The 13,396-nt window shown below is 62.5% G+C and carries 14 protein-coding genes and 1 tRNA gene; 9 read left to right on the plus strand and 6 right to left on the minus strand.

The window, feature by feature from the left end; genetic code table 11:
• Nucleotides 1–131: 131 nt before the first annotated feature.
• Nucleotides 132–1,133 carry a zinc-dependent alcohol dehydrogenase gene (locus OBACDRAFT_RS01855; RefSeq protein WP_043582414.1) on the minus strand — a complete coding sequence of 334 codons (1,002 nt, stop codon included), beginning with the start codon at nucleotides 1,131–1,133 and terminating at the stop codon, nucleotides 132–134.
• A gap of 89 nt (nucleotides 1,134–1,222) precedes the next feature.
• A complete protein-coding gene (locus tag OBACDRAFT_RS29155) occupies nucleotides 1,223–1,546 on the minus strand; it encodes a hypothetical protein (RefSeq protein WP_232766539.1) in 324 nt (107 codons plus the stop codon).
• A 103-nt stretch (nucleotides 1,547–1,649) separates the two neighbouring features.
• On the opposite strand from OBACDRAFT_RS29155, the gene OBACDRAFT_RS29160 reads away from it, so the two are divergent.
• The gene (locus tag OBACDRAFT_RS29160; protein ID WP_232766541.1) at nucleotides 1,650–2,105 is read left to right on the plus strand and encodes a helix-turn-helix transcriptional regulator; all 456 of its coding nucleotides are present in this window, start codon (nucleotides 1,650–1,652) and stop codon (nucleotides 2,103–2,105) included.
• A gap of 18 nt (nucleotides 2,106–2,123) precedes the next feature.
• Here OBACDRAFT_RS29160 and OBACDRAFT_RS01865 read toward each other — a convergent pair whose 3' ends face one another.
• Nucleotides 2,124–3,056: a PP2C family protein-serine/threonine phosphatase gene (locus OBACDRAFT_RS01865; protein WP_232766544.1), complete on the minus strand. Its 933-nt coding sequence runs from the start codon at nucleotides 3,054–3,056 to the stop codon at nucleotides 2,124–2,126.
• Nucleotides 3,049–3,468 (minus strand): BUD32 family EKC/KEOPS complex subunit, encoded by a 420-nt coding sequence (locus tag OBACDRAFT_RS01870; RefSeq protein ID WP_043582424.1) that lies wholly within the window; start codon nucleotides 3,466–3,468, stop codon nucleotides 3,049–3,051. The genes OBACDRAFT_RS01865 and OBACDRAFT_RS01870 overlap by 8 nt, the downstream gene beginning before the upstream one ends.
• Before the next feature lie 425 nt (nucleotides 3,469–3,893).
• On the opposite strand from OBACDRAFT_RS01870, the gene OBACDRAFT_RS01875 reads away from it, so the two are divergent.
• The 8 genes from OBACDRAFT_RS01875 to OBACDRAFT_RS01910 all read left to right on the plus strand — a co-directional run bounded on the left by OBACDRAFT_RS01875 (nucleotide 3,894) and on the right by OBACDRAFT_RS01910 (nucleotide 10,304).
• On the plus strand, nucleotides 3,894–4,910 hold the full coding sequence (locus OBACDRAFT_RS01875) for a glutamine synthetase beta-grasp domain-containing protein (protein ID WP_043582415.1): 1,017 nt from the start codon (nucleotides 3,894–3,896) through the stop codon (nucleotides 4,908–4,910).
• A gap of 152 nt (nucleotides 4,911–5,062) precedes the next feature.
• Nucleotides 5,063–6,151, plus strand: a complete 1,089-nt coding sequence (lpxD, locus tag OBACDRAFT_RS01880; RefSeq protein ID WP_043582416.1) for a UDP-3-O-(3-hydroxymyristoyl)glucosamine N-acyltransferase — start codon at nucleotides 5,063–5,065, stop codon at nucleotides 6,149–6,151.
• 51 nt (nucleotides 6,152–6,202) lie between these two features.
• Nucleotides 6,203–7,150 carry a ribose-phosphate diphosphokinase gene (locus tag OBACDRAFT_RS01885; protein ID WP_043582417.1) on the plus strand — a complete coding sequence of 316 codons (948 nt, stop codon included), beginning with the start codon at nucleotides 6,203–6,205 and terminating at the stop codon, nucleotides 7,148–7,150.
• 147 nt (nucleotides 7,151–7,297) lie between these two features.
• On the plus strand, nucleotides 7,298–7,789 hold the full coding sequence (locus tag OBACDRAFT_RS01890; protein WP_043582418.1) for a hypothetical protein: 492 nt from the start codon (nucleotides 7,298–7,300) through the stop codon (nucleotides 7,787–7,789).
• Nucleotides 7,786–8,526: a RadC family protein gene (radC, locus tag OBACDRAFT_RS01895; RefSeq protein ID WP_043582419.1), complete on the plus strand. Its 741-nt coding sequence runs from the start codon at nucleotides 7,786–7,788 to the stop codon at nucleotides 8,524–8,526. Before OBACDRAFT_RS01890 ends, radC begins: the two co-directional genes overlap by 4 nt.
• A gap of 91 nt (nucleotides 8,527–8,617) precedes the next feature.
• A complete protein-coding gene (gene panB, locus OBACDRAFT_RS01900; protein WP_043582420.1) occupies nucleotides 8,618–9,424 on the plus strand; it encodes a 3-methyl-2-oxobutanoate hydroxymethyltransferase in 807 nt (268 codons plus the stop codon).
• Nucleotides 9,425–9,454: 30 nt separating this feature from the next.
• Entirely contained in the window at nucleotides 9,455–10,093 is a 639-nt protein-coding gene (locus tag OBACDRAFT_RS01905) for a flavoprotein (RefSeq protein WP_081721758.1), read from the plus strand.
• Nucleotides 10,094–10,227: 134 nt separating this feature from the next.
• Nucleotides 10,228–10,304, plus strand: a tRNA-Glu gene (locus tag OBACDRAFT_RS01910).
• A 215-nt stretch (nucleotides 10,305–10,519) separates the two neighbouring features.
• Here the strand turns inward: OBACDRAFT_RS01910 and OBACDRAFT_RS01915 are convergent.
• Entirely contained in the window at nucleotides 10,520–11,236 is a 717-nt protein-coding gene (locus OBACDRAFT_RS01915) for a PP2C family protein-serine/threonine phosphatase (RefSeq protein WP_043582421.1), read from the minus strand.
• Nucleotides 11,237–11,368: 132 nt separating this feature from the next.
• Nucleotides 11,369–13,396: ATP-dependent DNA helicase (locus tag OBACDRAFT_RS01920; RefSeq protein WP_043582422.1), on the minus strand; the 2,028-nt coding region annotated here is incomplete at its 5' end.

The following is a 13,396-nucleotide window of genomic DNA, read 5'->3' on the forward strand; positions in this document are numbered from 1 at the left end:
GAGGAAATTAGGAAGTAGAAATTAGGAATTAGGAAAGGGCGGCTTCGCCGTCAGTTCGGATTTTGGACTGTTTGAGGTATTCGTGTGCGCGGGTTTGTTTTCCTACTTCCTAATTTCTACTTCCTAATTTGTTATGCGGACCAGTCAAAGAGGACGCCCATTGTCCGGGTGCGGTCGTTGATGGCGAGTGTGTAGGCGTCCTTGCATTGCGCGGGCGTGAAGTGATGCGTGTTGAGCCCGGCCAGCGAAAAACGTCCGCTGCGCACAAAGGCAAAAAAGCAGTCGGCGGCCACGCGGTTGTTCCAGACGGGGGAGTTGCGCCCGTCGTGCGCGCCGACGAGCGTGAGGCCGCGGGTGATGACGTCGCTGGTCAGCGTCTGGCTGCCGGGGGTGCCGGTGTCGCCGATGAGCACGACGGTGCCTTCGGTTTCGACGAGGCTGAAGGCGGACTTGAGCACGGCGGCGTTGCCAGTGGATTCGATGACGACGCGGGGGCGGGCTACGCCAGGGAGTTTTTCAATGTGGGCGAGCGCCTGATCGGCGGGGGCGACGATGGGGATGGCTCCGGCGGCGGCGGCGAGTTTGAGGCGCGACTCGGCGAGGTCCACGCAGATGACGCGGGAGGCGCCGGAGACGAGAGCCCAGCGGCAGGTCATCTGGCCGATGGGACCGGCGCCGATGACGGCAACGGTATCGCCAAGTCCAATACGCGCCGCGCGCACGCCGTGGCCGGTGATCTTGGCGAGGGCGAACCACGCGGCCTGCTCCGCCGTCACGCCGTCGGGCACGGGGAAGCAGTTTTCAGCCTTGAGCACGGCATGGGAGGCGTGCCCGGCGCGGCAGGCGACGCGGTCGCCGGGTTTGAGCGCGGTGACGGCGTTGCCGGTTTCGCGCACAATGCCGACGGCGGTATAGCCGGGATAAAAGGGATACTTCACCCAGTTGTCCCAGTGGGTGCCGGGGGCGAAGTTGCGGGCGTAAACGATGGTCTCGGTGCCGGTGCTCAGGAGGGAGCGTTCGACCTCGACCAGGACTTCGTCGGCAGCGGGTGTGGCCGGAGTGAAGTTTTCAAGGATGACTTCGGAACCTTGGGGAAAGACCAGCCTGCGACCGGTGGATGAGGTTGTTTTCATGCGGCTTTAATGGATGCCGGTCGGACGCTGGCGGGCGAGTGGAGGTATTGGCCTTTGTTTGTGATTTTTGGCTTTTTACCTTTTCATCATCAGCGGGCGCGAACATGGAGGCTGGCATGGAAATGGACACGGATGCAGGCATGGCGGGGGGAGCGGGAGGTTCGGCGTGGCGGGCGCTTTTGGGGCAACTGGGCGCGGGCAAGGTGCTTCGTCATGCGGCGGGGCTGCGGCATCCGGTGGCAGAGGGGTATTATTGTCCGTTTCACGAACACGCGGGTATTGAGATCGTTTTCCATCCGACGGGGAGTGGGGTGACCCGGGTTGAGCGGCGCGGTGGGGAAGGGGAGGGCGGCGTGCAGGAGGTGGCGTTTGAGGCGGGCGATGTGGTGGTTTACGCGCCCCGGGCCCGGCACGATCAGCGGATGGAGGCGGGGGGGGAGGCTCGCGGGGGCGTTGCATGTGCGCCGGGTGGACGATGCGGTGTTGCGCGGGGAGATGGAAATTTTGGCGCGGGGCGTGCACGCACCGTCCGCAACGCAGGCCGCGGTTCTGAATCTGCGGGCGACGGCGGTGTTGTTGCAGGTGCTGGAGCGGGCGTTTGTCCGGCGGGTTTCGGAGGAGATGGACGCGGGGCGCGGCGAGCGTCATGTGCGGGCGGCGGAACGGTATGTGCAGGAGCACTACGCGCGCATCGGTTCGATCCCGGAGATTGCGGAGGCGGCAGGGGTGGGCGGGGATCATTTGCGGCACTTGTTTCTGCGGGTGCGCGGGCGCACGCTGGTAAGTTATTTGAACGAGGTGCGGGTGGCGCGGGCGCAAACGTTGCTGGTGCATTCGCCGCTGTCGTTGAAGGAAATCGCCACGTTGTGCGGGTGGCGCGACGAGTATTATTTCTCGGCGGTTTTTCGCCGGGCGCGCGGGGTGTCTCCGGGGCGGTATCGGGAACGGAATTACGCGTCGGCGAGGGGCTGAGGGCGGGGAAGGAGGGTTTCAGACGGAGGCGGTGCCGTCGGGGAGGATTTCGATGACGACGGCTGTGGTGTTGTCGCGTCCTGAGGCGTTGACGGATTCTTCCACGAGGCGGCGCGCCGGGTCTTGCATGAGTTGGGCGGTGGTGGGTTCGCGCAGCAGGCGTTCGATGGAGCTGTCCCAGAGGCCGTCCGTGAGGCCGTCGGAGCAGATGATGAAGCGGTCGCCGGCTTGCAGTCCGACGGCGCCGATGTGCGGCTCGATGTGCTGGTTGCCGGCGCCGAGGGCTTGTTGCAGGGAGTTTTTGCCGGGGTGGGCGCGGGCTTCGTGCTCGGTGATGCGTTTGGTGCGGCGCAGCCAGCCGACGTGGCTGTGGTCGTGCGTGAGTTGCGTGATGCCGCCGGTGCGGGGGAGGTAATAGATGCGGCTGTCGCCAATGTGTCCGAAGTAGATCCACTCGGGCGTCACCCAGCAGAGGCTGAGCGTGGCGCCCATGCCGGCGCATTCTTCGTAACTGTGGCCGAGGTTGATGAGAGAGGCGTGGATGGCTTCGAACAATTCGGTGAGAATGTCGGTGAAACCGCTGGAGAGTCCGAGGGCGGAAACCTTGAAGCTGCGCGGCAGCAGGCGGGTGATTTCGGTGACGGCAATCTTGCTGGCAAATTCGCCGGAGTTCGCCCCGCCCATGCCGTCGCTCACGGCAAAGACGAAGTCGGCCCCGCGCGGCGAGGCGTCACCGGTCTTGCCCAGGTAATGGACTTCGTGCGCGTCGAAGTTGAGCGCGAGAAAGCTGTCTTCATTGTTGGTGCGGAAGCGCCCGATGTGGGTCATGCCCGACCAGTGCAGGCGGAGCGGGCGGGACGGGGCATCCGTTCGCCTGGCATTGTTGGCAGTGACGGAGGCGTCGGTGGGAGCAGCGGAGGCGGTGGCGGCGGGGAGGGCGGTGTCAGACATCGGGAGGAGGTGGCTTGAGCGACAGGCCCGCATCAGGGCCGTCGAGGAGGGTGGCATACTCAAAATCGATAATGCAAAACCGCCCGTCGCGGGTGCGATAGGTGATGTTGCGCAGAAACTGGTCTTCGTGACGGACGCCGTAAGTTTCGAGTTCGGCGAACACCTCTTTGACGCGTTCCTCGCCCATGTGCTCCACGCGTCCGCCGCAGTTGTCCGTTACCAAGCGCAACTGCACGGGATCGGCCTCCAGAATTTTGGGCACGAAGTCACAACCGCGCGTCTCCAGGTGGCGTAATACCCTGACTTCGTTTTCAAACCGTTCCTTCGCCTGGTGGCCGCGGAAAGTTTTATACACCCGCCCATCGTAACCGATGCGCACGGTGGCCCGGCGGGTGTCTTTTATGTCGTGCATGTGACGGTGTGTGGTGCTGCGGGAAGCGCGGGAATGGCGGAAGGCGGGAAAATGCGCAGTGAAGATGCTGGCCGCGTCGGGATCAAGCACGGTGGAGGTGACGTGAAGTGGATAATTTTTCACAGATGCAATGAATGGATGTAACAAATTATCCTCTTCTCTAAATTCCATCTGCCCGCTGCGCCTGCCCGCTGGCAGGCTATCGCCCGTTATTTGCCCGCTTGCGTCTGTTCCGGCTGACTTTTCACGTTGGCAAAACATCATGCGGACATGTTGGCACGCGGGTTGCTTTATCGGCGCGGAGCTCTTTGAGAAACCCTTCTTCTTCGCCAACGCGCCAGTTTTTCTGTCGCCAAACCCAGGATGAAACTCCTCAAACGCTCTCCGGCTCTTCATTAAAACCACTGCAAACCACATATCTCTCTATGGCCAAACTCAAACTGGAATACATCTGGCTCGATGGTTACACGCCTGTCGCAAACCTCCGCAGCAAGACCAAGATCATTGAAGGCGATGCCGCCAAGCTGACCCTCGCCGACGTCCCCGTCTGGGGCTTCGACGGCAGCTCGACCAAGCAGGCCGAAGGACGCAGTTCAGACTGCCTCCTCAAGCCCGTCGCCCTCTATCCCGACATCACCCGTGAAAACGGTTTTCTCGTGATGTCCGAGGTGTTGCTGCCCAACGGCACGCCGCACCCCACCAACTCCCGGGCCACCATCATTGATGATCCCGACACTTGGTTTGGCTTCGAGCAGGAATACTTCCTCTACAAAGACGGACGCCCCCTTGGCTTCCCCGCCGAAGGCTTCCCCGCCCCGCAAGGCACTTACTACACCGGCGTCGGCTTCAAGAACGTCGGCGACGTCGCCCGCGAGATCGTCGAAGAGCACCTCGACATCTGCATCGGCGCCGGCATCAACCACGAAGGCATCAACGCCGAAGTCGCCAAGGGCCAGTGGGAATTCCAAATCTTCGGCAAAGGCGCCCAAACCGCCGCCGACGAAATCTGGGTCGCCCGCTACATCCTCTCCCGCGTTTGCGAACAATACGGCGTGGACGTCGAATGGAGCTGCAAACCCATCCGCGGCGACTGGAACGGCTCCGGCATGCACTCCAACTTCTCGACCAAATTCATGCGCGAAACCGGCGGCAAAGACTACTTCGAGAAACTCATGGACGCCTTCCGCAAACACCACGACGAGCACATCGCCGTGTATGGCCCGGACAACCACCTGCGCCTCACCGGTCTCCACGAGACCCAGTCCATCGACAAGTTCTCCTATGGTCTGGCTGACCGCGGCTCCTCCATCCGCATCCCGCATTCCTTCGTGAACAGCGGTTACAAGGGCTACCTCGAAGACCGCCGTCCGAACTCCGCCGCCGATCCCTACCTGATCGCCGCGCGCATCCTGAAGACGATCTCGACCGTCCCGACCGTCTGACGGAAAAGCTGAAGGGCTGAAAGCCTGAAGGCTGAAAAACACGTCGCCCGCCCGCTCCCCCTCAACGCCCTCCCTTTCAACCGGGGAGGGCGTTTTTTGTTTTCAATCCTCAGCCTTCAGCCTTCAGGCTTTCAGCCCTTCAGCCTATTTCCATGAAACTGACCTTCAGCAGCGACGAGATAACAAAACTCCTCCAACCCACCGCCCAACTCGGTGCCACCAACGAAACGATCAGCTCCATCGCTGCCCTCAAGGACGCCCAACCCGGAGACCTCTCTTTCCTCGCCCACACCAAATACAAAAACGACCTCGCCCACACCCGCGCCTCCCTCGTCCTCATCCCCGCCGACTACGACACTCCCCCCCCCCCCCCCGCCGCCAACCAACTCTACCTCAAAGTACAAAACCCCTCCGCTGCGCTTGCCACCCTTTGCGCCGTCATCGAAAGCCGCTTCTGGCCCCGCCCCCATCCCGGCATCCACCCCAGCGCCGTCATTGCCGACGGCGTGCAAATCGCCCCCACCGCCACCATCGGCCCTCAATGCGTTGTCAGTGAAGGTGCGGTCATCGGAGAACACACCCACCTCCAAGCCCAGATATTCGTCGGACGCGACGCCCGCATTGGCGATCAATGCTGGATCTCGCCCCACGTCAGCATCGGCGACTACTGCGAACTTCGCGACCGCGTGCGCATCCACTCCGGCGCCGTCATCGGCAGCGACGGATTCGGTTACGAATCCTCCACCGGCCGCCACCTCAAGATTCCTCAGATCGGCAACGTCGTCCTCGAAAACGACGTCGAAATCGGGGCCAACACCACCATCGACCGCGCCCGCTTCAGCCGCACCGTCATCGGCGAAGGCACCAAAATCGACAACCTCGTGCAGATCGGCCACAACGTTGTCACCGGCAAACACTGCATCCTCTGCGCCCAAGTCGGCATCTCCGGCAGCACCACCCTCGGCGACTACGTTGTGCTCGGCGGCCAGACCGGCACCATTGGCCACATCCACATCGCCACCGGCACCAGGGCGGGCGGCCAGACCGGCATCAACTTCAACACCGAACCCGGTTCCAACATCAGCGGCAGCCCTGCGCTCCCGCACATGCTGGAGTTTCGCCTCTTCGCCCTCCACAAACGCCTCCCCGACCTCTTCAAAAAAGTGGACGGCCTGCTCGCCGACGTCGCAGCGCTCAAAACTCAGACACCTCCAGAAAAGACTTCCGCCCGCCAACCCTAACCTGTCAGCCTCGACCCCTTCCTCCCGCCACTCCCTCCACTTCCACTTCACATGAGCGCACCGAAATTCAAGGTCTTCTCCGGCAACTCCAATCGGCCCCTGGCCGAGGAAATCTGTCAGCACATCGGACAGCCCTTGGGCGAAGCCGTCGTGACCAGTTTCCCCGACGGCGAATCTTTTGTAAAAATCAACGAGAACATCCGCGGCCAGGACGTTTACATCGTCCAGTCCACCTGCACTCCGACCAACCATCACCTGATGGAATTGCTCATCATGATGGATGCCGCCCGCCGCGCCTCCGCCAAACGCATCACCGTTGTGATGCCCTTTTACGGCTACGCCCGCCAGGATCGCAAAGACCAGCCCCGCGTCCCCATCACCGCCAAGCTCGTGGCCAACCTACTTGTTGCCGCCGGTGCCGACCGCATCCTCACCATGGACCTGCACGCGCAGCAGATCCAAGGCTTCTTCGACATCCCCGTCGATCACCTCTTCGCCTCGCCCGTCTTCTTCAAATACCTCGAAAGTTTTAAAGGCGAAAACCTCGTTGTCTGCTCGCCCGACGTGGGCGGCATGAAGATGGCCGCCGCTTACGCCGGCATCCTCGGAGCCGGCCTCGGCATGGTGTGGAAAAAACGCACCAGTTCCACCACCGTCGAGTCCGTCAACATCGTCGGCGAAGTGGCCGACAAGGACGTGCTCATCGTGGACGACATCACCGAGACCGCCGGCACTCTCGTCAACGCCGCCAAGCTCCTCCGTGCCAACGGAGCCCTCACCGTGCGAGCCGCCGTCAGCCACGCCCTGCTCAGCCCCATGGCCTACGACCGCCTCCGCACCGGCGGTCTCGACGAACTCATCACGACCAACTCCATCCCCATCGACACCCGCGACCTTCCGATCAAAGTCCTCAGCATCGCCCCCCTGCTGGCCGATGCGATCATGCGCATCAACAACAACGAAAGCGTCACCAGCCTCTTCAAAGTAAAAGGCTTCTGACCCGAAATTAGGAATTAGAAATTAGGAATTAGAAAGTCCAAGCCCATGCACATGAATCCCTCGTGTATTGTGAAACCCACTACGACGGCGAAGCCGCCTGCCTTTTACTTTCTAATTCCTAATTTCTAATTCCTAATTTCTCCATACATGACAACGCTCGAATGGCTCGAAGGACTCAGCTACATCGTGACGATTGTCGGCCTCCCCTTTGCCATCTACGTTTTCCTCAAGGAGCAGCGCAAAGAGCGGCAAAGCGATGACGAGGAACTCTACCTCAAACTCTCGGACGAGTACGCCAAATTCCTCGAACTCGTCCTTACCAACGCCGACCTGCAACTCATCACCCGCCGCTCCGTCCCCGGCCTGACACCCGAACAATGCGAGCGCCGGAACGTCATTTTCGAGATATTGGTCGCCCTCTTCGAACGCGCCTACCTGCTCGTTTACGAGGAGGAGATGTCGCCGAAAAACGCCCGCATGTGGCAGTCGTGGGACGACTACATGCGCGAGTGGTGTCGCCGGCCCGATTTTCGTGAATTGCTGCCGAACTTGTTGCAGGGCGAGGACCCGGATTTCAGCCGCCACATTCAGAAAATAGCCGACGAGGAAACCGCCGCCGACGCCAAGGCCAGCCAATGACAATCGTCCATCTCAATTCGCCCGAGCAGGCCGCGCCGCCCAACCTCCTGCGCGCCATGGCCGACAGCGAACGTCCGCAGGAACGGTTGGCGCGCTTGGGCCCGGCGTCGCTCAGCGACACGGAGTTGCTGGCGATGTTGTTGCGCAGCGGCACGCGGGGGCACGATGTCATTACGCTGGCCACGCGCTTGATTCAGGCTGCGGGATCGTTGCACGGGTTGACCCGCTGGGTGGGGGCGGATTTCCGCCGGATGCGCGGCATCGGGCCGGTGAAGGCGTTGCAACTGGTGACCGTCATGGAAGTGGCGCGACGGATACTTTTTCAAGGCATGGGAGAGGCTCCGGAGTTGAATGATGGCGCGGCGGTGGCCGCCTACATGCGCCCGCAGTTGCAAGGCCTGACAGTGGAAAAGTGCTGGGTTCTCTGCCTCAATGCGCGCATGCGTTTGCTGCGTTGCGTGGAGATCACGTCGGGCACGGCGAACAGCACCCTTTGTCACGCCCGCGAGGTGTTCCGCGACGCCATCCGCGAAGCCGCCAGCGCCTTGATCCTGGTCCACAACCACCCATCGGGCGACCCCATGCCGAGTTCGGCGGACACCGCGCTGACGCGCCGTTTGCGCCAGGCCTCCGAGGTGCTGGAGATCAAACTGGTGGACCACGTGATCGTGGGCAGCCCGGAGGCCGACCCCACGGGGCGGGGCTTCTTTAGTTTCCGCGAGATGGGCTTGGTGTGATCGCGGGACCGCCGCCCGAGAAACACCGAGGAAGCGCCACGAAACGCCAGTATTGGCAACCCAGCCCAAATCTGCGCACATGGCACCTTCCATGAAATCCGTACTCGATTTCACTGCTCGCAAGGGGGGCTCCCCGATCACGATGTCCACGGCTTACACCCATTGGGAAGCCCGTCTGCTCGCCGATTCACCGGTCGATTGCGTGCTGGTCGGAGACAGCGTGGCAACCGTGGTTGACGGCGAGGGCAGCACATTTGCCGCCACGCCTGAAATCATCGCACGCCACACGGCGGCGGTTGCGCGCGGGTTGGGAGGGACGAAATTTCTCATCGCCGACTTCCCTTTTCTCGCCGCCTGCAAAGGCATCCCGGCGGCGGTGGAGTGCGCCGCTCTGCTGATGCGCGCCGGCGCTCATGCGGTAAAAATCGAGGGGATCGATGGTCACGAAGACGTTGTCCGCCACCTCGTGCAATCCGGCGTCCCGGTCGTCGGTCACATCGGACTGACACCTCAATCCGTCAACGCCATGGGCGGCTACAAAGTGCAGGGACGCGGCGCCGATGCCGCCGCCAGTCTGCTGCGTCAGGCCCGCGCATTCGAGGCTGCGGGCGCATGTGGCATTGTGGTCGAGTGCGTGCCCGCCGCGCTCGGCAAGGAGCTGACCGAAACAACAAAAATCCCCGTCATCGGCATCGGAGCCGGACCGGACACCGACGGGCAGGTGCTGGTGTTTCACGACATGCTTGGCCTCACGCCCGACACCGGGCCCGGCTTCAACAGACCCAGATTTGTCCGCGTATTCGCGCAGGCAGGACAGGCCGCGCGCGAGGGCCTTGCCGCCTACGTCGCCGCCGTTGCCAGCCGGGAGTTTCCCAATGAGAAGGAAAGTTACCGCTGATAAGTTACCGCTGATTCATTTTCCAATCCCATGAGTTCCACGACCACGTCAACGTCTCTCCCCCCCCCCCCCCCCCCCCCCGCGCGCGAGCATCGCAAGCGGCGTATCCTGTTTGCCCTTACCGGCTCGATTGCCTGTTACAAGGCATGCTTTGCCATTTCCCGGCTTGTGCAGGCCGGTTTTGAAATCCGCACCGTAGTCACTGCGGCGGCGTTGCAATTTATCGGAAAATCCACGCTCGAAGGACTCACCGGCCAGCCAGTTTACAGCGATTTGTGGGAGGATGGCCGCGCCATGGATCACATCGATCTGGCCCGTTGGGCGGATCTCGCGTTGGTTTGCCCGGCGACCGCCAACACGATCAACCGGCTTGCCAGCGGTCATGCGGACGAGGCGTTGAGCACATTGTTTCTTGCATGGGAGCTGGACAAAAAACCCTGGTGGATCGCGCCGGCGATGAACGTGGCGATGTATCGGCATCCCATTACGAGGGAGTCATTGACGCGACTTGCGGCGATGGGTGTGCGGGTTTTTGACACGGGCACCGGTACGCTGGCTTGTGGTGAGGAAGGGGAGGGCCGCCTGCTTGAGCCTGAGCAAATCGTGACGCATGTTTTGCTGCACTTTGCGGCCCCGGCACCGGACAGAAATCCTGCGCATGTGGCATAGCAGGCGGGGGATAATTGCTGGATGGGAGGGGGGAGGCGAAAAAATCCAAAGTAAAGCTTGCATGAGGGAAGTCGGCCCCTACGTTGCCCGACTCTTTTCGTTCTTTTGCCAGTTTGATAGAAAAACAATTTCGCGTCCCCATCGTCTAGCCCGGTTAGGACACCACCCTTTCACGGTGAGAACCGGGGTTCGAATCCCCGTGGGGACGCCACTTTACAAAGCCCGTAACTCTAGCGAGTTACGGGCTTTTGATTTTCAGCTCCACTGAGAGGAATGTTTGAAATACCATGATCTGGCCTGATCTGGTTTGATTTACCCTCTGGGGGGGGCACCCATTTCGCGCCGGTTACCGATTTTGACCCGTTTCGGGCCGATTTCCGAACCGTTTCAATCATTTCGCTCGGTTACGAGGGAAGGGGAGGCCCGTCAAACCGTCTTGATGCGCACCAGCACCGCTGTGGCGTTGTCGGGGGCGCCGCGTTCGAGAACTTCGTGCACGAGGTGGTGTAACATCCGTTGGAGTGAGCCGCCTGCGATTTGCATCATAGTCTCCAACTCGGGATCGGAAATGAGGCGGGTGATGCCGTCGGTCGTAAAGAGATAGAGGTCGCCGGGACGCACTTGGATCACGCGCAACAGAGGGGAGATCGCGCCGGGCTGGCCGATGCAGCGGGTGAGGGTGTGACGGTCGGATTCGTGAATGGCAACGTGTTCGCCGCGGGCACGGCGGCGGCGGGATTCGATTTCGACGGTGTCGTCCTCGGTCAGGCATTCCAGGAGATCGTTGCGCAGGCGGTAACAGCGGGAATCGCCCACGTGAGTCAGGCTGAGGCGGTCCTTGCGGATAAGGCCGGCGGTGAGGGTGGTGCCGATGCCGGTGTCGGGGCTGAGTTGTCTGGCGAGGTTCCAGACGGCTTGGTGGGCGCAGGCTGTGATTTGAGCGATGTCGTCCGAGGTGGGGTTGCGTCCCACGGCCTCACGCATGGCGTGCGCGGCACACTCGGCCGCCTGGGCTCCAAAGGGGAGTCCTCCGATGCCGTCGGCCACGCCAAAGAGGGCCAACCCGGCTTCGTCGATGAAGCGGTCTTCGTTGGTTGGGCGTTGGTAGCCGGTCTCGGTGATGGATGCGCTTTCGAGCGTCATGAAAAGGAGCCAGTCAATTGCGGAGCGTCCAGAGGGGTGCAACCTCATTTACGGAGGTATCCGGTAATGCGAACGGGAGGTGGGGGGATGCGGGAAAATGCACACTCGGGAGGTGTGCCCAGAGTGGGAGGATCATGCGAAGGGTTGGAATTTTTCGGCGCGGTTGTGCTGGTTGATGCGAATGACGTTTTTGTTGGGCAGGCTTTCTATAAAAAGGCGTCCGTAGGTTTTGTGGAGGATGCGGGGGTCCAGCAGGGTGATGATGCCGCGGTCGCGGGCGCTGCGGATGAGGCGTCCGACGCCTTGGCGGAAGGTCATGAGGGCTTCGGGGAGGGTGATTTCGTTAAAGGGGTTGCCGCCGCGTTCGCGCACCCATTCGGTGCGGGCTTCGAGAACGGGGTGCGTGGGGACTTCGAAGGGGAGGCGGGTGATGATGACTTGGGAGAGGGAGGGGCCGGGAACGTCGATGCCGGTCCAAAAGCTGTCGGTGCCGAAGAGGATGCCGTTGCCAGCGTCGCGAAAGCGTTGGGCGAGTTCGGTGCGGGAGAGGCCGGGGCCTTGCATGAGGAAGGGTCGCGCGGCGCCTTGGTAAATGGGTTCGAGGGTTTCGGCGACGCGTTTCATGTCGCTGTAACTGGTGAAGAGGACGAGGGTGCCGCCGGGGTTGCGGCGGGTGCAGAAGTCGATGTAGTCGGTGAGGGCGTCGAGGGAGAGGCGGGCGTCTTGGGGGGAGGGGGGGGGGATGTCGGTGGGGGCATAGACGCGCATGTTGCGGGCGAAGTCGAAGGGGGAGGCTTCGAGGGCGGCGTGAGCGGCTTGGGCGCCGATGCGGGCTTGGAAGGGTTCGATGCGGCCGCCGAGGGCGAGGGTGGCGCTGGTGCAGACGACGGAGGTGTGGCGTTGGAAGAGGGCGTCGCGGATGCAGGGGGCGACGTCAATGGGGGCGGTGCGGAGGGTGATGATGGTCTGGCGGCGTCCGGAGCGTTCGGCCCAGTAAACGAGTTTGTCGGGTTCGGCGACGGTGAGGAATTGGGTGATGCCGGTCTGGATGGTTTTGAGTTTGCCAGCTTGTTCGAGGAGTTCGGTGCGTTGGCTGGAGTCGTCGGGTTGTTTGTCGGCGCGGTTGAGGACGACTTTGTGCAGGGCGGTGAGGGGGCCGTCGAGCCAGGGTTCGGCAAAGCCTTCCTGGCGGACGCGGGCGATGGGGCGTTGGAGGAGGAGGCGTTCTTCGACGTGGGAGAAGAATTGGCGGGCGGCTTCGAGGGCGTCTTCCACGAGTTGGAGTTCGTGGGGGAGGGCACCGGTTTTTTTGAGGAGGCCGCGTTTGGTGCGGGGGTTGTAGAGGTAGTGGAGCATGCGGCTGACGCCGTAGCTGCTGATGCGGAGGCCGAAGTAGTCGGTGGCAACGGAGGGGACGGTGTGGGCTTCATCAAGGACGACGAAGTCGTCGGGGAAGAGGACGCCGCGGGTGTCGCCGCCGGGAGCGCCTCCGGCGTTGAGGAGGGCAAAGAGGAGGGAGTGGTTGACGATGATGACCTGGGCTTTGTGGATGCGGGCGCGGGCGCGCTGGTAGAAGCATTTTTCGCAGTCGCAGTATTTGCGTGCGCAGGCGGAGGAGTCGGCGTTGATGAGTTCCCAGACTTCGGGGGAGGGGGGGGGGGTGAGTTCGTGGCGGAGTCCGTCGGGGGAGGTTTGGGCCCAGTCAGCAATGCGTTGGAGTTCGGTGTGTTCGGGGGTGGTGAAGAGTTCGTGCTTGTCGCGGAGGGCGGCGGCGAGGCGGGTGGTGCAGAGGTAGTTGCCTTTGCCGAGGAGGACGGCGGAGCGGAAGGTGGCGTAGGCTTTGGTCTCGGGGGAGGCGGCGAAGACGCGGCGGCAGAGGGGGAGGTCTTTGCGGTCAATCTGCTCTTGGAGGGCGATGGTGTGGGTGGAGACGATGAGCTGGCGGTTTTGGTCGGTGGCGTGGATGATGCCGGGGAGGAGGTAGGCGAGGGATTTGCCGACGCCGGTGCCGGCTTCGAAGAGGAGGGGGGTGTCGTTGGCGAAGGCTTGGGCGACGGCGCGCGCCATGCTTTCCTGCTGCGGACGGTGTTCGAGCTGGAGTCCGGCCTGGAGGCTGCCGCCGGGGGCAAAGATGTGGGCGGCGAATTCTGGAGCGCGCGA

The sequence above is a fragment of the Geminisphaera colitermitum TAV2 genome (assembly GCF_000171235.2).
GTDB classification, from domain to species: domain Bacteria; phylum Verrucomicrobiota; class Verrucomicrobiia; order Opitutales; family Opitutaceae; genus Geminisphaera; species Geminisphaera colitermitum.

What these genes read in the sequence shown, in the direction of transcription:
- OBACDRAFT_RS01855 (WP_043582414.1), bottom strand. Translation starts at nt 1,133, where the DNA reads ATGAAAACAACCTCATCCACCGGTCGCAGGCTGGTCTTTCCCCAAGGT.
- OBACDRAFT_RS01865 (WP_232766544.1), bottom strand. Translation starts at nt 3,056, where the DNA reads ATGTCTGACACCGCCCTCCCCGCCGCCACCGCCTCCGCTGCTCCCACC.
- OBACDRAFT_RS01870 (WP_043582424.1), bottom strand. Translation starts at nt 3,468, where the DNA reads ATGCACGACATAAAAGACACCCGCCGGGCCACCGTGCGCATCGGTTAC.
- OBACDRAFT_RS01875 (WP_043582415.1), top strand. Translation starts at nt 3,894, where the DNA reads ATGGCCAAACTCAAACTGGAATACATCTGGCTCGATGGTTACACGCCT.
- lpxD (WP_043582416.1), top strand. Translation starts at nt 5,063, where the DNA reads ATGAAACTGACCTTCAGCAGCGACGAGATAACAAAACTCCTCCAACCC.
- OBACDRAFT_RS01885 (WP_043582417.1), top strand. Translation starts at nt 6,203, where the DNA reads ATGAGCGCACCGAAATTCAAGGTCTTCTCCGGCAACTCCAATCGGCCC.
- OBACDRAFT_RS01890 (WP_043582418.1), top strand. Translation starts at nt 7,298, where the DNA reads ATGACAACGCTCGAATGGCTCGAAGGACTCAGCTACATCGTGACGATT.
- radC (WP_043582419.1), top strand. Translation starts at nt 7,786, where the DNA reads ATGACAATCGTCCATCTCAATTCGCCCGAGCAGGCCGCGCCGCCCAAC.
- panB (WP_043582420.1), top strand. Translation starts at nt 8,618, where the DNA reads ATGAAATCCGTACTCGATTTCACTGCTCGCAAGGGGGGCTCCCCGATC.
- OBACDRAFT_RS01905 (WP_081721758.1), top strand. Translation starts at nt 9,455, where the DNA reads ATGAGTTCCACGACCACGTCAACGTCTCTCCCCCCCCCCCCCCCCCCC.
- OBACDRAFT_RS01915 (WP_043582421.1), bottom strand. Translation starts at nt 11,236, where the DNA reads ATGACGCTCGAAAGCGCATCCATCACCGAGACCGGCTACCAACGCCCA.